This window comes from Photobacterium kishitanii (assembly GCF_000613045.3).
Lineage (GTDB): Bacteria > Pseudomonadota > Gammaproteobacteria > Enterobacterales > Vibrionaceae > Photobacterium > Photobacterium kishitanii.
Window position 1 is genome coordinate 271,033 of the sequence record NZ_LN794353.1, and the last position, 22,879, is coordinate 293,911.

Genomic DNA, 22,879 nt, shown 5'->3' on the forward strand with positions numbered 1-22,879 from the left:
CTATGAAACGCTTTATTGCGGTATTACTTACCGTTTTTACTTGCCTATTAGGGGCTAACAATGCCTTTGCGGCAGACGATAATAATGCTCTACAACAAATCAAGGAAAGCGGCACATTACGAGTCGGTTTATCGACATTTGTTCCTTGGGCTATGCGTGATAAGCAAGGTGATTTAATTGGTTTTGAAGTCGATGTGGCTAAACGTTTAGCCGCTGATGCTGGTTTAAAAATTGAATTTGTACCAACCGCTTGGGATGGAATTATTCCTGCACTATTAGCAGGAAAATTTGATGTCATTATCGGTGGTTTAACCATTACACCTGAACGTAACATGAGTGTTCTTTTTACTCATCCATATTCTTATTCTGCCGTTCAAATGGTTGCTAACAAAAAACTCGCATCAAAAATGACGACTATTGCAGACTATAACAAACGTAGTGTAACAATAGCTGTTCGTAGTGGTGCTTACCCTGTTCAAACGGCTCGTAAACTATTCCCGAAAGCAAAACTACGTCAGTTTGATGATGAGACTCAGGCTTTCCAAGAAGTGCTAAATGGCAATGCTCAAGCCGCACTAGCTTCGACACCAACGCCAGAACAAATGGTCCTTAAAAATCCAGACAGCTTATTTATGCCATTTAAAAAACCACTGACACGTTACGCGACTGGATTTGCTATTCGTCAGGGTGATTTTAATTTACTAAACTTCTTAAATAACTGGATTCAGGTACGTACTGAAGATGGTTGGTTAAATGAACGCTATCAGTACTGGTTTAAAACTATGAACTGGCAAAATCAGGTCAACGAGACTAAATAATAATGACTGTCGCTAAAACGTCATGTAACAATACACCACAGGCGGGTTCTCCCCCGCCTGCGGGCCGTCGCTTTAATTTTAAGCTAAATAAACTTGATGTTACTTTACTCATCATTATTGGCTGCTTTATTGGCTGGTTAGCTTATCGTTCATCGATTGGTATTCACTATCACTGGCATTGGCATCAAGCACTTAAGCTCGTATTTACTAGCGGTCACGATGGAGGTCTACCTTATTTTATAAAAGGTATCATTAGTACTATTCGTGTCAGTATATGGGGAATGATTTTTGCTGCAATATTTGGTTTATTACTTGCTCTAGCACATCGTTCATCATTTAAAATAATCAAGCTAATTTCCAGTAGCTATATTCAACTAGTACGCAATATACCGCCACTAGTTTTTGTATTCATCTTTTACTTTTTCATTTCCAATCAATTAATTCCATTACTTGGATTAAGTAATTTATTCCGCCACTATAATGGTCAGGAAAATATCCTACAAATAGTCCTATTTGGTCATAATAATTTGTGGGAAAATTTATTCTCAGGTGTTCTGTGTGTCGGACTCATTGCTGCAGCCTATATTGCTGAGATTATTCGATCTGGAATAGATACAATTAGCAAAGGACAATGGGAAGCTGCGGATTCATTAGGACTATCAACATATAGCCGTTTTCGATTTGTGATATTTCCACAAGCATTCGCTGCCATTGTACCAACACTTGCTGGACAATTTATTTCTATTGTAAAAGACTCATCAATTATATCATTGATATCTATACAAGAAATGACATTTACCGGTTCAGAAATCGCTAACTCATCCGGCTTTATTTTTGAAATTTGGCTCATCGTTGGCGCGGTATACTTTATATTATGCTTTAGCTTATCATTACTTTTCAGAAAGCTAGAAAAATATAGTTCACGTTATTTACAGCAGCGATAAACAAATCATATAAAACCCAAGAATAGTGTTTATTCTTGGGTTTTATTGTATTTCATATCTCATATTTTAAACTGCTTTATATTAATACAATTATCAAATATATAATCATCGTAATTAGTATCTAATAATGAAGTCATTTATATATATTAAACAGCTTTTTACTGCTGACTATTTTTATATAGGCCATTAATAGCCTTTTAATTTTATTTTTCATGATATGCCCCTCCTGCAATCAATGTATATTAATTTAATTATAGCGAATATTTATATAACGGTATGAAAATGCCTACCGATTGTCTGTTCAAAAAACACGCATTGTACATCGTAAGATATTTGGGTCTTAATACAAATCACTGATACACTCACAACAAAAATTTAACTGTGAGCACAAGCATGCAAGGTACACTGAGTAAAATGAAATCATCGCTTGGAGAAGTGGTAGATTACTACCTCCCGATTGGCGATCAACAACTTCACCTGAATCCATTGATTGGTAAACAATTAACTCTCACCCATACCGGCAATATCTTCTGTTGTTCATGTGGTAAAAAAACGAAAAAGAGTTATTCGCAAGGCCACTGCTTTCCCTGTATGAAAAAACTCGCAAGTTGTGATATGTGTATCATGAAACCAGAGACTTGCCATTATGCGAAAGGGACTTGTCGCGAACCACAATGGGGAGAGGATAACTGCATGGTACCTCACTATGTTTATCTTTCTAATACTTCAGCACTAAAAGTCGGTATTACTCGCTATACCCAGCTCCCTACTCGCTGGATTGATCAAGGTGCAACACAAGCGCTAGCAGTATTAAAAGTAAAAACTCGCCAAATCTCAGGCTTAGTTGAAGTCGCGATAGCTGAGATGGTTGCTGATAAAACGAATTGGCGCACCATGCTAAAAGGTAATAATGTCGATATTGACTTGCAACAACAAGCTCAATTATTACTACCAGAAGTAAAACAAAGACTTGCAGAGATAACGGCTGAATTTGGTGAAGATGCTATCGAATATTTAGATAATGATATTGTCGATATTCATTATCCTGTTGATCACTTTCCAACAAAAATAGCATCACACAATTTTGATAAGGAACCAGTCGTCAGTGGTATTCTTGAAGGTATCAAGGGTCAATATTTATTGTTCGATACTGGCGTAATTAATATTCGAAAATTTAGCAGCTATGAAATTATAGTGGCTGAATAAAATATAGTAATCTATAACGAAAAACGGCATTGATCTTTAATAAGATCAATGCCGTTTCTTATATCGCTTAGTTGGAGTAAAGGTTATTTAGCTCTTGGTTGAATATATTTACGTTGATTGTTTTGTACAGCAACATCACGCATAAAATTCTCACCTAACACAACCCCATTACCACCATCTATCAGTTGATATTCGACTTCATCATTACGATCACCAAGTTTTGTTCGTAATAACACCATCGGTAAACGTGTTTTATCATCAGCTTTCGACCAAGCTTCGACAGGATATTCGTATTGTTTACCTTGAAAAATAAACTTTACCCAATTATCACCATCACGCTCAAACTCAACTAAATCTTTAACACCAACTCGGGATGTTGATGATTTAGGATCAACATAGGCAGAAATATGTTTTTTACCAGATAATATAAGTACCCATTCATGATGTCCTAAAACTAACATCCCATCTTTAGTTTTCGTTAATTTATTATGAGTACTAGTCTGCTTTTTAGATGCCGTTGAAGCAGTAATTTTATCGGTTGTCACATCAGTTTTAACTAAAGCCTGCTTTTTTATTTTATGTGCTTTTTTTTCAGCTGCAATAGTTTGAGCTTGTGAGGCTGCTTTCATTTCAGCGGCCGTCATCATAGGAGCAAACACCAATGGTTTTACTACTGGACTCGCTACCGGAACTGTAGATTGTGATTTATCATTTATTGATGGCTGTTGGGCACACCCAAAAAGAAACAAGGCCAATAAGCCAACTGCTGTTTTCTTCATAAATTATATCTTCCCTTACGATTCTACAAGCCATAACTAACCATAATACGTGGTTTAACGTTATGCCAAATAATTATGTGACATCATAGGACATCGTTATTGTACTGCTGACTCATATAATGAAAATTTATTTGTTAGCCATTGCTCATTATACCAACCCATATTACGGCTATGTTTAGCATCATCCCATAAACTGAAAAAATGACGGCGCTCTTCAAAACCATCATCTAAGTGACTTTTTTCGAGATAACGCTCAGCAATATGCAAATCACTACGTACATCAAATAAATGAATGACATCAAGCTCTCGATGCTTGAAACCACTATCACAGGGATCTAACAGGCCAGCAACCTTAAAAGTAGTAGGATCAAATAACACATTAGCGATATGGCAATCATCATGAACAAAAGACGATGACTCATGCGCAATCGGGGCTAATATTTTGGTTCTATCTTCCCAAAGAACGGTAAATTTATCTTTAAGATCCGTACTAAATGGTGAACCAACACTCATTAGGTAGTGATATACACTTCCCATCCAATCATCAAATGCTGAGCCCAAGCTTTGACTAAATTCGCCATTTGAAAGTTCAAACCCTTGTGGGTGCTGGTGCTCATGGAGCGCTAATAAAATATCAGTATAATCTTCTCTAAATGTCATCACAGCTTTAGAATCTTCAGGTAATTGGTGTGCAGATACACCTTCTAACCAATCTAAAACGATATAGTCATAGCCACCCTCTCTACCAAAAAAATAAATCTCAGGTACAGGACATGACACAATTTTACGCAACTGCTCTAAGCTTGCGACTTCTTTTCCAATGCGACCTACTTCACGTGAAAATTTAACGACAATTTTCGACTTCCCTGAGGCAAGAAAAACTACCCAACCATAAAAGGTTTCCTGAATATCACACACATCAGCTTTGCGACGAAACATTGCAATAAACGCATTCTCGGCAATGGTTTTCAGCTGGGGCTTATTCATATTTACTACCTTGATAATCATTGTCACACAACACAGAGCATTTATACCTATTTGGAATAAATCATTGGTTTTACATGACTTTTCGTTGTTTTATGTTTTAAGAATGCATCATAACAGCAAAGATAACCAGTATTGAGGGATAGAAAAGACGAAAATAGTTTACCTTTACTTACAATTTCATTTTTAGTGCTAATAATCACTTTTTTTCGGTGATAATTTAGAGTTCTAAACTGTTCAATTTATTTATATAAAAATAACTAATCTATAACATACAAAAACAAGCCGAAACACATATAGATACAAGGCATATTGATACTTAAAAGGCATGCGTAGTATTGATTATCTATCAAACACTTAATCGATAATAAAAAAACACTTAGCTTTGTAACTATTCAATCGAATCCTGTTTTTTTGTACACATATAAAATGACTTTACATTCACACCGTTATCAATGTTGAAAGAAGACTGTTTTTTTAGCTGTTTTTTGTGACCTAGCTAAAGTTTTCATGCCAAAAGCCAGTGTTTAGTGTAATATCCAGCGACCAGAGCCGACCTCATTATGCGCTCTGTATTTAATAACGAACGATATCGGGGCGATATGCAATTACTCGAAGCCAAACTCCATAAAATTGACCGTCATAACTACCGTAGCTATTCAAGTATGCGCGGTGAATATCACTTTGTTGATTTCGACTTTTTTATCGATACCGTTCAGTCGGATCCCTTTGCACCCGCTTCTCGCGTTCGTGCTCGTCGCGCTTGGTCATTAACCGACCTTGAATGGCTACGTGGAAAATCGACTGATTACCAACGTGCAGCTCGTGATTTTATCGCACGTTTCTTTGCTGATTTATCACAGCAAGACAATGCTGTCTTGATTGACATGCCAGGACAAACAATTCTAGATCGTACCTCTGTTGTATTTGATGACGAAGGTATTGAATTACGTTTCCGCATTAATATGCCATCTGATGGCCGTACTATTATTGCAAAAAAAGCGCTAAATCTACTGACATTCTATTTACCGAAGATGATTCGTCGTGCGACTATTGCACGTGAATTACCAATGGATGAGTTACAACGTCACTGTGAAGCAGTTGAAGATCAAGTTGCGCTACGTAGCCAGCTAAAACAACATAAATTATTAGCCTTTGTCGCAGATGGCAGCTTATTACCTCGTATTGCAGGTAACAGTGATTTGCCACTACCAGATGCCATTCCATTCCTAAGCCCTGATAACTTAGCGGTGGAATTAGAAGCACCGCACAAAGGTAAGATCCGCGGCATGGGTATTCCAGAAGGGATTACACTGATTGTTGGCGGTGGCTTCCACGGAAAATCAACACTGCTTAGTGCCATTGAACGTTCTGTATATGATCATGTTCCTGGCGATGGTCGTGAATACGTTGTAACGAATGATGCCGCAGCTAAAATTCGTGCTGAAGATGGTCGTTGCGTTCACAATGTTGACTTATCACCTTACATCAGCAATTTACCTATGGGCAAAGATACAACGGCGTTTAGTAGCCAGAATGCTTCGGGTTCAACCTCACAAGCATCATGGTTACAAGAATCAATTGAGGCTGGTGCAGAAGCTTTATTAATTGATGAAGATACATCAGCGTCTAACTTCATGATCCGTGATGAGCGTATGCAAGCATTGATCTGTAAAGAAGATGAGCCAATTACCCCATTAGTTGACCGCATTGCACTATTACGCGATCAACACAATATCTCCGTTATGTTGGTAATGGGTGGTTCTGGTGACTACCTTGATGTAGCTGATACTGTTATTCAAATGCATAACTATGATGCTGTTGATGTAACAGAAAAAGCACGTGCCGTTGTTGCTTCTCATCCAACTCGTCGCAAGCAAGAAGGAACAGAAGTTATTGTTCATCCTCGTACGCGTCAAATAAACCGCAGTGCATTGCAAGCAATGTTGGAAGAAGGCAAGTTCCGTATTCAAGTTAAAGACAAAACATCACTACGTTTTGGTCGTGAATACATTGACTTGCAAGCATTAGAGCAAATTGCTCACTCAAGCCAACTATTAGCTATTGGTTACTTATGGTTCCAACTTGCGCAAACTAAAGGTTGGGAGAAAAACCCTAGCCGCGCATTTGCCAATATGTTGCACGAAAATTGGGCTGATATGATGCCTAAATACGGTGAAATGGCTAAACCTCGCGTAATAGAGGTAATGGCAGTATTAAACCGTATGCGTAAAGCTGAATTTAAATAAGCTTTACCGTAACCACTGTTATTCTCTAAACCCCGCATAATGCGGGGTTTATGTTAATTCAGGATACAGTAGCGCAATAAGCTACAATCAACTATAATACGCGGTCATTTTATTCGCAGATTACATTCATAAACTAACCACAATCATTAGTTTATGAATGTAATCGGCATAGGCCGACAGTTTAGGAACACAGCATGTCATTTTTATCCCAAGGTTTTTCTCCCGATCTCGTTAAAGCATTAACTGAAATTGGTTACGAGAAATTAACCCCTATTCAGCAAAAAGCCATTCCTCAAGCACGACGTGGCGCTGATATTTTAGCTTTAGCGCAAACAGGTACAGGCAAAACAGCAGCCTTCTCACTACCTATTATTCAAAAGCTACTTGAAAAACCAACACCAAAAAGTCGTTTTAATGTTCGTGCATTGATCCTTGCACCAACCCGTGAACTAGCAGAGCAAATCTCGGTTAATATTAACGACTACGCAAAATATACTAATATCAATTGTACGGCTGTTTTCGGTGGCAAAAAAATGTCATCTCAAGAAAAACGCCTAGAGCAAGGTGTTGATATTCTTGTCGCAACACCAGGCCGTTTAATTGAGCATATGGAACAAAATAACGTTTCATTAGCTAACCTAGAATTTTTAGTGTTTGATGAAGCTGACCGTATGCTTGATATGGGCTTTATCGGTGCTATCCGCGTTATCCTAGAAGATATCCGCACTAAACCACAAACTATGCTGTTCTCTGCTACTTCTTCGGCACAGATGAATGCATTAGCGGCTGATATTCTACGTAAACCACAGCGTATTACAGTTACACCTGAAAACAGCACCGCTTCGACGGTTGCTCACGTGGTATACCCTGTTGATGAAGATCGCAAACGTGAAATGCTATCTGAATTAATTGGTAAGAAAAACTGGCCACAAGTATTGGTTTTTGTTAATTACAAAGACACAGCTAATCAACTGGTTAAAGAATTAAAGCTGGATGGTATTAAAGCGGTTCTTTGCCATGGTGATAAAGCTCAGAGTGCGCGTCGCCGAGCATTAGAAGAGTTTAAAGAAGGTAAAGCACGTGTAATGGTTGCGACAGAAGTTGCAGCGCGTGGTTTAGACATTCAAAACTTACCGTATGTTGTTAACTACGACATGCCATTCCTTGCTGAAGACTATGTTCACCGTATTGGTCGTACAGGTCGTGCAGGACAAAAAGGTAATGCAATCTCATTTGTTAGCCGCGAAGAAGAACTAACGTTAGTTCAAATCGAGCGTTTGATTAATCAACGTATTCACCGCGTACAATTGGAAGGTTACGAGCCAAAGAGCCGTGAAGCGTTAGTTGAGCGTATGAACACCAAAGCGGCTTACCGTGATCGTGCTGGACGTCAAAATAACCCAACGCAAGACCAATCAGCTGCTGAACGTCGTGCACGTTTACGTAAAGCGATTAGCAGTAAAGCAACTAAAATCACCCGTTTGAAGAAGTAATGTAGACGGATGCTTTAAGTATTAAAAAAGCCGAGTTAAGATACTTATCTTACTCGGCTTTTTTATTATATATTAACCATAACGTGCATCACATCAATAACTACAACGCACGACGCTCAGCTTTGGTCGGAAAAATCTGGCACCAATCTTTTTTCATATCAACCACTTGCCATTGGTGCTGTTTTGCAGCTTGCATCAATGCAGGGGTAAATTTACCTTCAAAAGAATCAGCACCATATTGCCATTCACGTTCCGCATCGGTGTGATGAATCAACATCCCTAAACTTGCACCTTTTTGAGAAGTTGTCCATGACAGCATCGCTTTATCGCCAGTAGAATTACCAACGGCAAGAATAGGACGCTTACCAATGATTGTCGCAATATTGATCGCTTTTTGTGGGCCGTCATCAATGTACACCAACTTATTGTTTTTAATCAGTGTACCGTCCTTATAAGTATAACCAAACGCAGTACCAATCACATTTTCAGCTGGAATATGATAAATAGCCTCACTCCATGGCTTGATAAATGCGCCACCAGCACCCGTTACGATAAACACCTTAAATTTATGTGCATGTAAGTAATCAATTAACTCAATCATCGGTTGATAAACTAAGTCTGTGTATGGACGTTTAAAACGTGGTGACTGCGCCGTTGAGAGCCAATTTAATACGTCTTTATTATATTGCTCGGGTGTAAGTCCTGCTTGCGACGTGGCTAAAATAGGCAATAATGCCCCCCAGCCTTTCGCAAAGATTGCTTTCGTATTGTTATCTAATACCCACTTATACGGTGTTTCTGTTTTCCACTCAGGATGCTGCGCACTTTCATGCTTAATTTGACTAAAAGCAAACAAAAACTGCGTATAAGTTGGTTTTTCAGGCCACAAAGTACCGTCGTTATCTAATACAGCAATACGTGCACTAGGTTTAACATAGTCGGAATTGCCTACAGTCGTCACTTCATTAACAAACTGGGTTATAGCACTGCGGCTAGCACTATTATTCCATAATGGTAAAACATCTCCACTATTAGCGCATGTTGCACTATAAGCCGATGTTGAAGCTGCGAGTAAACTGGCTACACCAACCCATATTGCCACCATTTTTTTTCTAGTCACAAACCTATAATCCTTGATCTTAGTCATAATAAAAAGCAGGTCAATATAACCTGCTGTTCTTATTCTAGTTGTATTCTGCGTAAGGGTTAACACTATTAAGCATAATCGCGTGTTCAAATTCAGATAACTTAATCGCATCTGTCGTTATGGTAACTGAATTCTCATCCATAACCGCCTCACCAAACTGATAGCGAATGGTTTCTTGCCCTTGACACGCATTAGTATCATTTTGCGCTGTAACCGCTTTAATCGCTTGATTACGTGCACTGTAAGCAGACATAGCCTCAATACCATATTTCGCCGTTAGCATTGATACTGTTTGTTGAGGAGATAACACCAAACCCGATGCATTATTCCCCCCAAAACCTTTTGCATTAAGAATAACCGCTTTGTAATCTTGACCGCATTCACCCGCATAAGTGTGCTGCGTTAGAATATTAAGATTTGAGTGATGAACATCATCAGCAATATGATCAATGGTATTAATCGCTGGCAACCAGCCATACTGCCACACACCTAAAGACGCGATTAATTGATCACCTGCTGCCGCACTCATTGAATGACCCACATAAGATTTGATCGCGGCGACAGGCCAACTATCAATACCAAACGTTTTCGCAACTTCATTAAGAATATGGCTTTCTGTCACTCGGTTTTGTGGTGTACCCGTTCCATGCGCTTGCACAAATGTCTGCTTCACACCCTCTTCGCCAAGAATTGCTTTAGCTAATGCGGCTGCTTTAGCTACCGTGACATAATTACCAACACCTGGCGCTGAAATCGACTTTTTATTGGCATCAGCATTAATAAACACGTCAGCCACTGAACCATAAATATTAGCGCCTAGTTTAAGTGCTAATTCATCATCCATTAACACCACAAACTGCGCCGATTCAGCCATAGTGAATCCAGCATTTGATGAGAATGGGCGACAAGCTCGACGATTATCGACGGTATCAATACCATCAAGCGCCTTAAGTTGCTCATCTTCTGCTAATGCGCCCATCACTCGAAAGCCTTCCATTATTTCAGGCTCTACTGGTGCTTCTGCATTACCGACAATCACAACTTTCGCTTTACCGTGCTGAATATCATGCATACCTTGACGTAGGTTATATAGGAAAGTGGCACACGCCCCCATATTCGTACCTGTTGCGCCAATACTATTGATGACATAGCCATTAATAAAATCTGCCGGCATTTCTGCAAAAGATAATGCCATCATCTTTGAACTAACACGTCCACCAGTAAGGTGCGCTGAAATCATGCCACCCAACGAATTATCATCAATTTGAGCTAAACCGCTTCCTGCGTACACTGATACTTCATCGGGCTGAATATGACGTAATACTTCATCCCACTCAAAACCTAATGAGTTAAGTGCATCTGAAGCACCATATACTGTTAGTGATAAACCACGAGGATGAAAACGAGAATTATATAATTTACTTGGATCAAAACCCGTTGGAATATTACCGCCACTAGAAACAGGAAAAGCAACTCGACCTTCAACTAGCGCATCAAGATTACCATTTACAGTAATTACCGCTTTTGCGCCTTGAATATCAACTTGCCAGTTAGTCGGAATATGATTGGGTAGTTTAGATTTACGTAAAGTAAACGTGATCTGATCATCGGCTGCATTAAGATTCGCTTTATATTGATATAACAAATTGTCAGGATCAAAAGAATCAATACGACGCACACAAGTGCCCGCTTTAATTGCAGTAATAATATCTTCGGTAATCGCACCATCGTCACTCAACCCCATGCGGCGAGCGAGATCTTGCCATGTTGATTGCATTGCGTCTTCAGATAGCACATCAGCAATCATAAGTTTGTAGCTATGAAAGCCAGAACTACGACCAGCGGCATTAATGCCACCTAAACCAACAATTAGCGGTAACTTTGCCATTTTAATATCCTGAAATCGATTTAATACACCGTTGAAATGAGAATATCAGTATTAACTTGTGATTCATTCTATGTTTATGCCAAAATCACTTACATTCCAGCCAAACTTACAAAAACATTACACTAGCGAGTGTTTTTTGAACAAAAATTAGCGAGAGAAAATAATGAAGGTAGGTTTTATTCTGTTTCACAGAGCGCTCGTGACTGGGATCTCATTAAGTGCGGAGATGTTGACTAGTGCTGCTAGCTTGCGTGATCGTAAAACTCAGCAACAATCTCCATTTGAAATAAAGCTCATCGCTTCAAGCCTTGAATCACAGACCCTGACCGCTGGTATTCGTATTCAACCCGATATTACCTTTGAGGATCCTACTAATTTCGACATTATTATTGTGCCACCAATGTGGGGGAATCCTATTTCATCATTATCAAAACACCCACAAATACCTGACTGGCTAATTAAGCAATATCATAATGGCGCACAGATTATTGCTACAGGAACAGGTGTCACTTGGCTTGCTGAAACAGGTTTATTAAATCATCAGACAGCGACTACTCATTGGTATTTTTATGACAAATTCTCGCAACGCTACCCACAAATAAAACTTAACCGCCAAGCATCTATTACCTCGGCCAATGGACTTTACTGCACTGAAAGTATTAACTCACAAACAGAAATGGTGTTGTATTTAATTTCAAAATATTATGGCCAGAAAATCGCTAATACCATAGAGACTCATTATGGCCATGAAATCAGTAAATCTGGTCCTCAGCCTTTTTATGAAATTGGTGGTCAAGTACAGTTTGATGAGTCTATTGCTCAAGCACAAGACTGGATGCAACGCTACATGTCGCAGCCATTAACGACCAAACAAATAGCTCAGCATTGTGGCTTACCTTTACGTAGCTTTAATCGTAAATTTAAAGATCAGGTTGGCCAAGCACCACACCAATATTTACAAAAAATAAGAATGAAAACAGCTAAAGAATTATTACGCGATTTTGGAATGTCATTATCAGATGTATCAGAACAGGTTGGATATAAAAATGCGTATCATTTTTCAACACGGTTTCAAAAAGAATTTGATATTACGCCTTCTCAATACCGTCATATGGTTAAAGCAAAAGCCTACAACGTTCAATAATCGTCATGTAACTAGAATACAAACAAAAACGCCTAGCACTGATTGCTAGGCGTTTTTATTATTATGACTGCTATGACATCGATTAAAATTTTCGACTTGTCACATCTTCGCATTCACCATCAATTACGTTTGCTGTACTTTGACGTTGCTGACGGAACACGCTGTTCATGGTCTCATCTTGGCCAGCAAAGCCTTCAGTAAAATTCTTCTCTTCGTATTGCACGCCTTCAGCTGCAAGTTTACGCTTAATAAAAGGCTTCGCAATCATCGCTGCAATACCAAGAAGCAATGCCATAATTGCAGCAAAAGAAACTGCAAATAAACCGATTACAATAGCAAAAAAACCAGTAAGTAAATTTCTCATGGGCACGCCCCTCTAAAATCATATCAATCAGGCCGTTAGGTTATCCTAACGTTTATCATGTACCTGATAAGTCTGCTTACACAAATATCAATTCAATACTTTTATTATCTGTTTCGATAATAGCGGCGTATAAATGAACAGACTATGAACATAAGCATAAATTCGTCACGTAAAGTACGTTTTATTATACTTTACAGTCAAAGAAAAGATAAATTTTATTTATAGATAAAACGTTACTATTAGTTTGCTAGAATAATCATCTAAACAGTTAAAATCTCAGCACTATGAATTTCACACTGAATGCGACTAATCTTATCATTCGCTAACAAAAAATAGGCATCTTGCGGTAAATCTTGAGAGAAAACCTCATTATAAGTCATCCCTAAATATACTCCACGAAATACTGCACCAGTTAAGCCATGAGAGATAACAATCACATTATCAGGGACTGAAATATCAGCTAGGAAATCTTCAATTCGATCTTTAACGGCATAATATGATTCTGAATTAGGTGCCATTAAATACCAATCTCGCTGCTCACAAAGACGTGGCTGCATTATTTTAAGATCTGGAATATAAGCCTTTTCCCAATCGCCAAGGCAAAACTCCTGCAAACGCGCATCTTGCACTATTTCACTTGGATCAATTCCGATTTGTTGTGCAACAATTTCAGCTGTTTGTATTGCTCGACCTAAAGGACTTGAATAAATAGTCCACTGACGTTTATTTGCTAATTTATTTTTTAATGACAAACCAATAACTGATGCTTGCTGTTGCCCTAAATCCGTTAGATCTGAATTACAATGTCCTTGTAAACGCTGCTGTGCATTAAAAACTGTTTGACCATGTCGTAATAGAAATATGTTTTTTGACATTGTTCCCCCTTGCTTGAGCTGTAGATTATACTATACGGGCATTTCCAACAATATCTAACCTAAAAACAAACCATAATAAATACGTTTTATTCCCATTACTGGCAAACTACATCACAACTAAAATCAACGTTAAAATATCGTGACGCAAACGCTTACCTTTTTTAAATATATGATTTTAAATAAAAAAATAAAAAACTCACCACTAAAAAGCCCTCTTTATACCTGTTAGGTATCGTGCTATTATGCCGCTCCTATTTGTATTACGAATATATAACAGACACTTTAATACGTCGATCCTCTGCTTTTATAAGCAATTCGTATCTTTGGCTTATACGGATATAGCCTTTTAGGTAATTCATAAAATAATTAAAAATCACTGAGACACACCAATAATATCAATACTGCTTTGCTCTCAGTAGATAAAAAGAATAGAGACTATTAATGGTAAATATCATTATTGACGGTAACACATTCAAGGTAAATAAAAGTCTAACCTTGCTCAAAGCCGCAGAAGCATGTGGCATCACTATTCCATCGCTATGTGGTATCGATGGCTTTCAGCATAACTGTGACTTATGTGACGTTGAAATTGAACACCGTGGTACAATCAAAGCTTGTCGTGTACATCCTTCTGAAGGCATGGTAGTTACAACAACATCTTCTGCTTTAATCCAACGTCGCAAACACGCCCTTGAAAACCTGTTATCTACACCTAATATAAGTTGTAGTGTTCCTCCCTGCCAAGTTGCTTGCCCAGCAGATGTAGATATCCAATCTTATCTCCATTTTATTGCGACGAATCAACCTCAAAAAGCAATTGAAGTAATAAAGAAAACCCTACCGATGCCACTGTCTATTGGTCGAGTGTGCCCTGCTTTTTGTGAAGCTAAGTGCCAACGTAAATTGGTTGATGGTTCGATTGCGATTCGACAAATAAAACGCTATGCCGCAGACATCGATTTAGCATCACTACAAAGTTACACCCCGACGAAAAAGCCAACTAAACCCCAGCGTATTGCCATAGTAGGCGCAGGTCCTGGAGGATTAAGTTGTGGCTACTTCTTGAGCAACGAAGGTTACAACGTCACGGTTTTTGAGTCGATGCCTCAAGCCGGCGGTTGGTTACGTTATGGTATTCCTGAATACCGCTTACCTAAAGAGATCTTAGATCAAGAAATTGAGATCATGTGTCGTAATGGTATGGCGATTGAGACCAATAAAAAACTGGGTATTGATTTTAGCTTATCAGCACTGCAACAAGACTATGATGCGGTATGCTTAGCCATTGGCGCTTCACTCGCGAGTGAAATGCGTTATCAAGGTACAAACCTTAATGGTCATTATCTTGGGGTTGATTTCTTAAAAGATCAAATACTCGATAAGCAATACGTGATTGGTAAAAAAGTCGCTGTTATTGGTGGTGGTAATACTGCTATCGACTGTGCACGAACGGCTTTACGTTTAGGTGCAGATACCACGCTTATCTATCGTCGTACTCGCGATGAAATGCCAGCTGAATTGTATGAAATTGAAGAAGCTGAACACGAAGGGGTTAAGTTCTTATTCTTAACTAATCCTGTTGAAAATATTGCGGATGAAAATGGCCGTGTTTGCCAAGTGAAATTAGAGACGATGGCACTAGGTGAACCCGATGCTTCTGGGCGTTGTTCACCAAAAGCAACGGGTGAATATATCTATGCTGAGTTTGATACCGTCATTGCTGCAGTATCGCAAAAAACAGACACTCGCTTTTTAAACAACGATACCATTGAGCTACCGATGAGCCGTTGGAATACACTCGATACTGATGAGCAAACTATGTATTCTGGGGTCGATAATATTTTTGGTATTGGTGATTTCCGTAGAGGCCCTGCAACAGCTATAGAAGCGATTGCTGATGGCCGTAAAGCGGCACAAGCCATTGATGCAAACTTTGGCGGCAACATGGAAAAACTGTATACCGAATCATTTCGTGAGCGCAACGTAACGCGAGGCCACTTAATTCGTCCAAACCATGTTGATAAGCTTAAAAATGTTATGCGCTCATTACTTTCAGCAAATAATACCGCTGATATTGAGACTGAGCTTGAACATGCATTGAAACAAGTAATGCGCAATAAAATGGCAGAACTTAACGTCCATGAACGCCACTTAAGTTTCAATGAAGTAGAAAAAGGTTATACCAATCAAGCCGCTATTGATGAGGCTAAACGTTGCCTCAGCTGTGGTTGCCATGAGGGTAATAACTGTAAATTACGTCATTATGCGACCGATTATCATGTCGATAAGCAATTGATTATCAGTGGATTACGACCAGTTACCGCGTAATTAAACCTGAAGCATAAATAAAAATTACGTATACCTTAAAACTAGATTAAAAAATTGGAAACACCTGTCATACCAATGAATGGAAGCCAATTATCTAACTTTTTAAGGGGGATCTGATTTTAAAAGAAATCAGGCCTGACGTTATGACTTAAACCATCTCGGAATTAGATCTGGATGTAGCCATTCAGATCTAATCACTCAAATAAAAGCCCCTCTCTAAATAATCTTTAAATCAGAATGGTAATTAGCTTTTTCAATTACAATTACTTCTAAAGAAGATGCATAAAAATAGAATTACCTGTAATACAATAAGTACTGATCGACTCCAAACACATTTTTGGACAGAAACTGTTTAGATTATTTGCTCTACTCTGGTGAGTAGATATTAGAAAAAGTATGGATAGGTGTCGGCTGAACGAAACATATCCTTATTTGTCATATTACTTACCGTAAACCACATGGAATCGTTCTAAAACCAGCATCATGCTTTCATTTGGCCTAATACTTAATTCCTCACATTCTTTAGCAAAATAATCCCAGTGAGTTTTTTGCCACCATTCAAGTGAACGGTCACCCTCACCTTCTGCATAAGCAAATTCCGCAGTTACATCACTGTATTTACACATTTCTACTGAATCAGTTTCAATGATGCAAATTGGCTTCCCATTCCAATCAACAACAACCTGTAAATGACCAATAGCTGGCATTTGTTCTTCACCTGATTCATACCAAACATTGAGACTACAAGTTGCTACCTTCTGGCCAATTAGAATTAACTCTGCGCATAAATTAGCATTATGCTCATCAGCACAGAAATAGCCTGAGCTGAATGATTGATACTTTTTACGCTTAGTCTCGGAAAGTGAACTGAGATACTGATCCAAGTAAGTTTGAAGTTGATCTTCCATGAAACCCTCATAATTTATTTTTAAATATAACAGCGTATTATCGGGTTATCGGCCGATAGTATTACACCCTTAATATACATTACATAAAAACAACAAGTTAGTTTATATTAATGGTTTCACAATATTATAAATACAGATCTATGCCCAATAGTGGGGGATTTTCACTAATCCCTAAATCTAGTAGTTTTATCTCAATGAAAGACAGCTGCCAGCTATAAAGGAAGTAGGTCAAAAAAGGATATGTAGCTTATAAATGAGTGATTACTCTATTAAATGTAAAATATATTAGAAAAAGTATGGATAATGCCTTGCTATATGATTTTTCTAGCGATGATATGGCTAGCTTTGCTTACATGACCTGACATGGTTGAGGTCTCAACTAACGTCGAGGTTTCAATATTAAAACCTGCTAGTAAGCTTTCAAGTTCCACTTTCTTACTATGCCACATCGGAATACCTTCACCTGAAACAAAACGGTGACTTTGTTCTGAACAAAACTCAGCTAGGTAAATAACACCGTTAGGTTTAAGTACGCGTCGCAACTCACTTAACACAGTTTCACGAACACTTTGCTCAGGTATACATGTAAATACTGCACATGTGACTATAGAATCAAATTCACTATCAAAGAAAGGCAAAGCATCATCTAATAGATACCGCAAATCAAGTTCTGGGTATTCACTTAATCCTCTATTTATCATTTCCTTAGAGGAGTCAACACCAACTATTTTACTATAACCCAGTTCATAAATCTGACTTGTAATGCGTCCATAGCCACAACCGAAGTCTAAAACTTTTGCCTTCAATGGCACTACAGCTATAAAATCCTTAGCCGAAATTTCCAAGTTAAAACTAACCAGATCTGCTACTGAATCCCATTCACTCACGATTTACTCCTTCCGCATTAAGGCGAGCTACGCAAGACTAAAGTTGCCGTAAACCACACTGAACACAACACATAGTAAAAATACCATGTGTGTCGAATCACTCTTGAACAATTTATTATGTACTTTTTACAACCAACCGCCGATTCTCTGATTTATCGGTTGATCTTCTGAGCATTTATACTGACCATATCCTTCTAAACCTATACCTAATTGACCTCTAGCTAATTTATTTACACCTAATACTCTATATGCCTCTCCAGTTAACTGAAAAGGCAAATGAATAATATTATCGGTTTTTATTTCTGAAGCGGTAACTCTGATCAAAACAATTTTAGTTTCAGATTCTTCATCTTTCGCATAAATATAAACAGGTTCATTACAATTAGGGCAAGACCAAGTATCTTGAACATCCTCATTAACAAACTCTTTATCACAGCTAACACACTCATATCGTTCAGATGGTAATCGACTCACATTTTTCATTTTAACCATAGCTTAACTACCTCATTTATAAAATTACAATGCATTCTTTGAAAAACACACAACAGTGTATTAATAATAACTCTCTCTTTTACGTATTAAAACGCCTGAAAAATCAGGTGATTATACTTATTTTAAGGATATGAATTATTGATACTAGTAACACTTTTTTATTCTAAAAGGATGGTTTTAATAAAAGAATTGGGAATTGGTGTCTACTTAAGCAGTAAGGTTAAAAACATGAACAAAACTAACTCGTAGTTAAATATAAATTAGTTTCGTTAATAGCTATATTTAGGCGATTAGGTATTAGAAATAAGTATGGTTAACGCCACTTAAGCGAAACATAACCAACTATTTATGTTCCGTTTAAAGTGCTTGTTAAAGTGATAATTCAAAATATTTTTGCGTTTTCAAGTCATTTTTCCAACGACGATAACTTCTTAGGAAGCTTTCTACATCAATACTTTCATCGAATGAGTCATCATTATTATCTGAACATTGTAATAAATATTGTTCGGCAACAGTCGACAACGATTCGCTTTTACCTTTAACCCATTTAAGTTCAAAATCCATATACTTCGTGATTTTTGGTACGTCGATTGAATGCTTGAATTGTTTATCTTTTCCGAAGAACTCTTCTAATAAATTAGTTTTTCCTCCACTAATTATATGAGCTCTAAAACAACTTGCGATAACAATTAATAACTCAGGAGGTGGATAAAAACCTGATTCTATGCACCGTACAAAGTTATCTAATGGATTACTTTCTATTTGTTTTCGCTCAATTACATTGTGTGATGAATATTGCTTTAGTATGTTCCAGCTATGTTCAAATCCTGAATAATATGGGAACTCATCATATTTATAGGAAGCTTTTAATATCTCTCGTACTTCCGCCACATCTTCTGGTGTGTTTTTATAAACACCTTTAAAAATAGACTTTCCTTTAACTACTTTGGTTAACTCATCAATATTCATTTTTCATCCTAACTTGAGCACTAATAAAACGAGACAAATACAAACCGTAACTGTTGAAACATTCTCAACTTTCACTCTACTTAATAACTTAAAAATGAACTTATCCATAACTAATTAACCTCTATATATTTACTTGGTTACCATTATGATTCTTAGTTAATTATTGTCACGGACACGAAATTAAATTATTGTCCGAATCATGAAAATTAGAAAGCCACAAACTCACCCTAACGCCGTATTAAGGTACAACAAGCAGGTGCCATATTATGAGCGAAACGAAAATGGAATACGCTTGGAGTCACTCATAAATGCCTTGTTAACTTTCATTGTGATGAACTATAAACCTAGCCCTTTCGTAAAGTTCATCGAAAGTGATTATCTCTGGGTTTATGGTGTTTTTCCGAAACAACTCAAATGACCTCAGCTGATCTTTATTTACACCATGCTCTCCAGAAAACTCTTCTAGACTGCCTATTACAAGAAATGATTTAGGTTGATAATTATATATTTCATTACCAGTAGGGTTACCGTATGCATCATCTAAACTTATTTTAGTCGATAGGCTATCAATGGCTGAAGCAACTGTTCCCTGAACTTGAGCAACAGCTCCTGCGAGTTCTTTTGAAGGAGCCCAGCATCCTGCTCGATAAGGCTTAGTATCCAACAGTTTTGTTGTGTGAATTTTAATTTCAACGAAACAGAGATTTGAAATGATACCTTTGGTTTTCATCAAAGCGTCTACTCGTTTACCATGATTGACAACACTATGACCTTGAACCACTTGCTCAAGCTTTTTATCATCTAAGCCAGAGAGAAATAGATAACCTAACCCATACCCAAATATCCACTCATTTTTTTCAAAATACTTTTGCCACAACCCTTCATCTTTGGTTTTTTTCTGTGCTTTTAGTTTGGAAAAATACTGCTCGTCATTTAATAGGCGTCTAAACACATCAATCTGTTTTTTGCGATACCCTACAGATACTATGTCCTTCGTTGTGATTTCAGAACGCAATACTTCCGTGAATAGTTCATGGTTATCCTGTAACAAGGTTTTTACCTGCGAATCAGATAATGTGATTCGACTTAATTCTTCGTCTGTAATATTTACTGAGTCACGATGTGTAAAATTAATAGATTGAATATTTCTAATGAATTCGACTAGTTTGCCGATTTCATCACCAACAAATGAAAAGCTTGCATTATGAGGCTTATCTGTCGCAACACTGTAGCCCTGAATATTTAGAACAAAAATACCTTTCGTATCTTCAAAAAATTTTGCAGTAATATATGACTTAGCATCGGTTTTGTGGCGAATTACCATTTCATCTTTAATCATGCCAAAAGCATAGGTATCTGGGGATTCAATCACTTTTGAAGCAATTCTAATTTTCCTATCACCGATAAACTGATTAAGGCTAGGACTAATATATGTCCTACCTTCAACTGGGTTCTCATAATTATCCATATGTTACCTAATCCTCCTAACGTTAAAGAAAGCTAACAGTATATTAGACAAAATTCTTACTTTCACGTATTAGAACGCCTGAAAGATTAGGCAATGATACTCAATTTAAGCTTTAAGATCATGATACTAGTAACGCTTTGTTACTTAAAAAGAATAATTTTAGTAAAACAGATATGGGCGGATATGTACTTAAATGGCTAAATAATAGGTATGAATAAAAACTAATGAAACATCCCATAAACAGGATATGAATGAGTATTTACTCTAAGCAGAAATGGGGCAATTTTGTGTTTGAAAGTACTACCTGTAACGATTCTGGATATAGGTGAATTAAGTTTTTACAAAACTTAGCAACACATGAATCAACTATGGTCTTGCTAGGCAATTTTTTCGGGGTTGATTATTACACAAACCTGAAAAGTAGCTAAATTACTCAAAGTACACATTTATCTACTTTAATACTGGGAATATTTCACTACATTGCCTAATCAATTCAACCACATCAGTCGTTACATCGGTAATCCACTGTTCCCGAAATACTGGATTACCAAGCTTTGCTGAGTTTCCTTCACGGAAATTTTTAAAATTCATCTTATCGAAGCTGTATTTCCACGCTAACCACCATTCATCATCCTTGTTGGCCCCGAGCAAAGCCTCAAGTTTGTTTTTTAGGTCTGGTTCCTTGCTCAGTAACTCATTTCTAAACAAACCTCGTTGGTTGTTCTTACAGATAGTAAATCCGTAGTAGAAACAATGGTCAACTTCTAAATAAATATGAATACTATACTCACCGAAGGTCAAAACTTTATACTGCAATCCATAATAGGTACTGCGCTTATAAGTTTGATAAAAATTCTGACAGACATCCATACTGATTTCTTCAAACTTGTAATTCACAAAGCTAAAGTCATAGCCGACTCTTTCAAGAGACGATTGCAACTCAATCCAGATCTTTTTTTGTAACTCAGCTTTGACGTCCGTGATTACCTCTTCAATAGTGAGCGCCTGTTTAAAATTATCGCCCTCCAAAAGTAAGTCTTTTATCTCCACCTTCTGATCCTCATTAAGTGTCTGCCCTGTGAGTTTTTCAATTAATTTTCGATATTGAATTATCGTTTCCCGAAGTGACGGGTAGTCATAAACCTCGCATGCACAAGATATTAACCACTGTCTGATGTCTGTTTTATATGAGATGCAGTTAACTTCTTCATAACTGAGAGAGCCGAGGCTTTTTCTAGAAGGAGTGTTACCAAAAAGTGTAAGATAATAAAGGTGTTTTGTTTTTGAGCCGTGGTAATCACTTAGCGCATCTTTGTAACGCTGTAACTGTCTGGGCTGATCTTCAGCATAAATTTTATTCTCGATGACAATGACATCATGTTCACCAATAAGCAGTAAATCAACTCTGCCGTGTTTTCCCATATGGCATTCTATCTTTAGTGAGAACAGGTCTTTAAATCGCAGATTTTCATTTTGTAGTTGCTGTAAAAGAATCTGTTGGAACACCTCCCCTTGGTTATGAGAGCCTTCAGGATTCAGCAATTCACCAATAAAACGTGAATGCAAAGCTACTTCATCAGATTCATTACGCAAGATAGAGAAAATATTAAAGTCACTCTCTGTCACTTCCTGCAATTTTTCATACTTAAGATTGATTAAGGAAATTTCTTTTAATAGCTTATCTATCATTTAGTACTCTAGCCTTACGCATAAATTATTCCTCATAATAATCAACGATTTCAACCTTCATCGTAATTAAAAAACTTCCAACGTAAACGCTTTTTTCAGCGTGAAACCATACTTATCTACTCTTATCTCGTCATAAGCAAAAGTATCGTAAACTGAGAGGCGCGATCTACTGCTAAGTAATGACGCTAGCACGTAAAGGGGCAATTATGTGCCAGCAGAATAGCAACAAATATAGCAACGTCACTTA

General features: G+C 37.5%; 19 protein-coding genes. 7 read left to right on the forward strand and 12 right to left on the reverse strand.

What is annotated here, in order from left to right:
- Window positions 1–2: 2 nt before the first annotated feature.
- From PPBDW_RS16530 to PPBDW_RS16540, 3 genes are all read left to right on the forward strand, one after another.
- The gene (locus tag PPBDW_RS16530; protein ID WP_036790479.1) at window positions 3–818 is read left to right on the forward strand and encodes a transporter substrate-binding domain-containing protein; all 816 of its coding nucleotides are present in this window, start codon (window positions 3–5) and stop codon (window positions 816–818) included.
- Window positions 819–820: 2 nt separating this feature from the next.
- Window positions 821–1,762 (forward strand): amino acid ABC transporter permease, encoded by a 942-nt coding sequence (locus PPBDW_RS16535; RefSeq protein WP_036790481.1) that lies wholly within the window; start codon window positions 821–823, stop codon window positions 1,760–1,762.
- Between the two features lie 381 nt (window positions 1,763–2,143).
- Entirely contained in the window at window positions 2,144–2,968 is an 825-nt protein-coding gene (locus PPBDW_RS16540; RefSeq protein ID WP_201257794.1) for a DUF2797 domain-containing protein, read from the forward strand.
- A gap of 83 nt (window positions 2,969–3,051) precedes the next feature.
- Here the strand turns inward: PPBDW_RS16540 and PPBDW_RS16545 are convergent, their stop codons facing one another.
- Window positions 3,052–3,747, reverse strand: a complete 696-nt coding sequence (locus PPBDW_RS16545) for a putative ATP-dependent zinc protease (RefSeq protein WP_054262139.1) — start codon at window positions 3,745–3,747, stop codon at window positions 3,052–3,054.
- Between the two features lie 96 nt (window positions 3,748–3,843).
- Window positions 3,844–4,734: a phosphotransferase gene (locus PPBDW_RS16550; RefSeq protein WP_036790485.1), complete on the reverse strand. Its 891-nt coding sequence runs from the start codon at window positions 4,732–4,734 to the stop codon at window positions 3,844–3,846.
- Window positions 4,735–5,333: 599 nt separating this feature from the next.
- Between PPBDW_RS16550 and PPBDW_RS16555 the strand changes: the two genes are divergently transcribed.
- The gene (locus PPBDW_RS16555) at window positions 5,334–6,980 is read left to right on the forward strand and encodes an ABC-ATPase domain-containing protein (protein WP_036792783.1); all 1,647 of its coding nucleotides are present in this window, start codon (window positions 5,334–5,336) and stop codon (window positions 6,978–6,980) included.
- Between the two features lie 194 nt (window positions 6,981–7,174).
- The gene (locus PPBDW_RS16560; protein WP_036790487.1) at window positions 7,175–8,473 is read left to right on the forward strand and encodes a DEAD/DEAH box helicase; all 1,299 of its coding nucleotides are present in this window, start codon (window positions 7,175–7,177) and stop codon (window positions 8,471–8,473) included.
- A 100-nt stretch (window positions 8,474–8,573) separates the two neighbouring features.
- Here the strand turns inward: PPBDW_RS16560 and PPBDW_RS16565 are convergent, their stop codons facing one another.
- Window positions 8,574–9,593 (reverse strand): HAD family hydrolase, encoded by a 1,020-nt coding sequence (locus tag PPBDW_RS16565; protein WP_230850357.1) that lies wholly within the window; start codon window positions 9,591–9,593, stop codon window positions 8,574–8,576.
- A gap of 64 nt (window positions 9,594–9,657) precedes the next feature.
- Complete coding sequence (locus PPBDW_RS16570) at window positions 9,658–11,508, reverse strand: beta-ketoacyl synthase (RefSeq protein ID WP_036790491.1); 1,851 nt, start codon at window positions 11,506–11,508, stop codon at window positions 9,658–9,660.
- A 163-nt stretch (window positions 11,509–11,671) separates the two neighbouring features.
- Between PPBDW_RS16570 and PPBDW_RS16575 the strand changes: the two genes are divergently transcribed.
- On the forward strand, window positions 11,672–12,652 hold the full coding sequence (locus PPBDW_RS16575) for a GlxA family transcriptional regulator (protein ID WP_036790493.1): 981 nt from the start codon (window positions 11,672–11,674) through the stop codon (window positions 12,650–12,652).
- Between the two features lie 82 nt (window positions 12,653–12,734).
- Here the strand turns inward: PPBDW_RS16575 and PPBDW_RS16580 are convergent, their stop codons facing one another.
- Window positions 12,735–13,016, reverse strand: coding sequence for a hypothetical protein (locus PPBDW_RS16580; protein ID WP_036790495.1), 282 nt, complete (start codon window positions 13,014–13,016; stop codon window positions 12,735–12,737).
- A 260-nt stretch (window positions 13,017–13,276) separates the two neighbouring features.
- A complete protein-coding gene (locus PPBDW_RS16585; RefSeq protein WP_036790498.1) occupies window positions 13,277–13,891 on the reverse strand; it encodes a histidine phosphatase family protein in 615 nt (204 codons plus the stop codon).
- A gap of 441 nt (window positions 13,892–14,332) precedes the next feature.
- Here PPBDW_RS16585 and PPBDW_RS16590 point away from each other — a divergent pair, with 441 nt between their 5' ends.
- Window positions 14,333–16,219 (forward strand): FAD-dependent oxidoreductase, encoded by a 1,887-nt coding sequence (locus PPBDW_RS16590; protein WP_036790500.1) that lies wholly within the window; start codon window positions 14,333–14,335, stop codon window positions 16,217–16,219.
- Window positions 16,220–16,659: 440 nt separating this feature from the next.
- Here PPBDW_RS16590 and PPBDW_RS16595 read toward each other — a convergent pair whose 3' ends face one another.
- The 6 genes from PPBDW_RS16595 to PPBDW_RS16620 form a co-directional block, all read right to left on the reverse strand.
- Window positions 16,660–17,127: an ASCH domain-containing protein gene (locus PPBDW_RS16595; protein WP_036790502.1), complete on the reverse strand. Its 468-nt coding sequence runs from the start codon at window positions 17,125–17,127 to the stop codon at window positions 16,660–16,662.
- Window positions 17,128–17,438: 311 nt separating this feature from the next.
- On the reverse strand, window positions 17,439–18,014 hold the full coding sequence (locus tag PPBDW_RS16600; RefSeq protein WP_036790504.1) for a class I SAM-dependent methyltransferase: 576 nt from the start codon (window positions 18,012–18,014) through the stop codon (window positions 17,439–17,441).
- A 126-nt stretch (window positions 18,015–18,140) separates the two neighbouring features.
- Window positions 18,141–18,506: a hypothetical protein gene (locus PPBDW_RS16605; protein ID WP_036790506.1), complete on the reverse strand. Its 366-nt coding sequence runs from the start codon at window positions 18,504–18,506 to the stop codon at window positions 18,141–18,143.
- A 369-nt stretch (window positions 18,507–18,875) separates the two neighbouring features.
- Window positions 18,876–19,475, reverse strand: coding sequence for a hypothetical protein (locus tag PPBDW_RS16610; protein WP_036790508.1), 600 nt, complete (start codon window positions 19,473–19,475; stop codon window positions 18,876–18,878).
- Between the two features lie 316 nt (window positions 19,476–19,791).
- Window positions 19,792–20,943 carry a Shedu immune nuclease family protein gene (locus tag PPBDW_RS16615; protein WP_036790510.1) on the reverse strand — a complete coding sequence of 384 codons (1,152 nt, stop codon included), beginning with the start codon at window positions 20,941–20,943 and terminating at the stop codon, window positions 19,792–19,794.
- A gap of 450 nt (window positions 20,944–21,393) precedes the next feature.
- Window positions 21,394–22,632: a PDDEXK-like family protein gene (locus tag PPBDW_RS16620; RefSeq protein WP_036790512.1), complete on the reverse strand. Its 1,239-nt coding sequence runs from the start codon at window positions 22,630–22,632 to the stop codon at window positions 21,394–21,396.
- Window positions 22,633–22,879 lie beyond the last annotated feature (247 nt).

What these genes read in the sequence shown, in the direction of transcription:
- PPBDW_RS16590 (WP_036790500.1), top strand. Translation starts at nt 14,333, where the DNA reads ATGGTAAATATCATTATTGACGGTAACACATTCAAGGTAAATAAAAGT.
- PPBDW_RS16530 (WP_036790479.1), top strand. Translation starts at nt 3, where the DNA reads ATGAAACGCTTTATTGCGGTATTACTTACCGTTTTTACTTGCCTATTA.
- PPBDW_RS16545 (WP_054262139.1), bottom strand. Translation starts at nt 3,747, where the DNA reads ATGAAGAAAACAGCAGTTGGCTTATTGGCCTTGTTTCTTTTTGGGTGT.
- PPBDW_RS16605 (WP_036790506.1), bottom strand. Translation starts at nt 18,506, where the DNA reads ATGGTTAAAATGAAAAATGTGAGTCGATTACCATCTGAACGATATGAG.
- PPBDW_RS16610 (WP_036790508.1), bottom strand. Translation starts at nt 19,475, where the DNA reads ATGAATATTGATGAGTTAACCAAAGTAGTTAAAGGAAAGTCTATTTTT.
- PPBDW_RS16570 (WP_036790491.1), bottom strand. Translation starts at nt 11,508, where the DNA reads ATGGCAAAGTTACCGCTAATTGTTGGTTTAGGTGGCATTAATGCCGCT.
- PPBDW_RS16555 (WP_036792783.1), top strand. Translation starts at nt 5,334, where the DNA reads ATGCAATTACTCGAAGCCAAACTCCATAAAATTGACCGTCATAACTAC.
- PPBDW_RS16560 (WP_036790487.1), top strand. Translation starts at nt 7,175, where the DNA reads ATGTCATTTTTATCCCAAGGTTTTTCTCCCGATCTCGTTAAAGCATTA.
- PPBDW_RS16575 (WP_036790493.1), top strand. Translation starts at nt 11,672, where the DNA reads ATGAAGGTAGGTTTTATTCTGTTTCACAGAGCGCTCGTGACTGGGATC.
- PPBDW_RS16620 (WP_036790512.1), bottom strand. Translation starts at nt 22,632, where the DNA reads ATGATAGATAAGCTATTAAAAGAAATTTCCTTAATCAATCTTAAGTAT.
- PPBDW_RS16615 (WP_036790510.1), bottom strand. Translation starts at nt 20,943, where the DNA reads ATGGATAATTATGAGAACCCAGTTGAAGGTAGGACATATATTAGTCCT.
- PPBDW_RS16535 (WP_036790481.1), top strand. Translation starts at nt 821, where the DNA reads ATGACTGTCGCTAAAACGTCATGTAACAATACACCACAGGCGGGTTCT.
- PPBDW_RS16585 (WP_036790498.1), bottom strand. Translation starts at nt 13,891, where the DNA reads ATGTCAAAAAACATATTTCTATTACGACATGGTCAAACAGTTTTTAAT.
- PPBDW_RS16580 (WP_036790495.1), bottom strand. Translation starts at nt 13,016, where the DNA reads ATGAGAAATTTACTTACTGGTTTTTTTGCTATTGTAATCGGTTTATTT.
- PPBDW_RS16550 (WP_036790485.1), bottom strand. Translation starts at nt 4,734, where the DNA reads ATGAATAAGCCCCAGCTGAAAACCATTGCCGAGAATGCGTTTATTGCA.
- PPBDW_RS16595 (WP_036790502.1), bottom strand. Translation starts at nt 17,127, where the DNA reads ATGGAAGATCAACTTCAAACTTACTTGGATCAGTATCTCAGTTCACTT.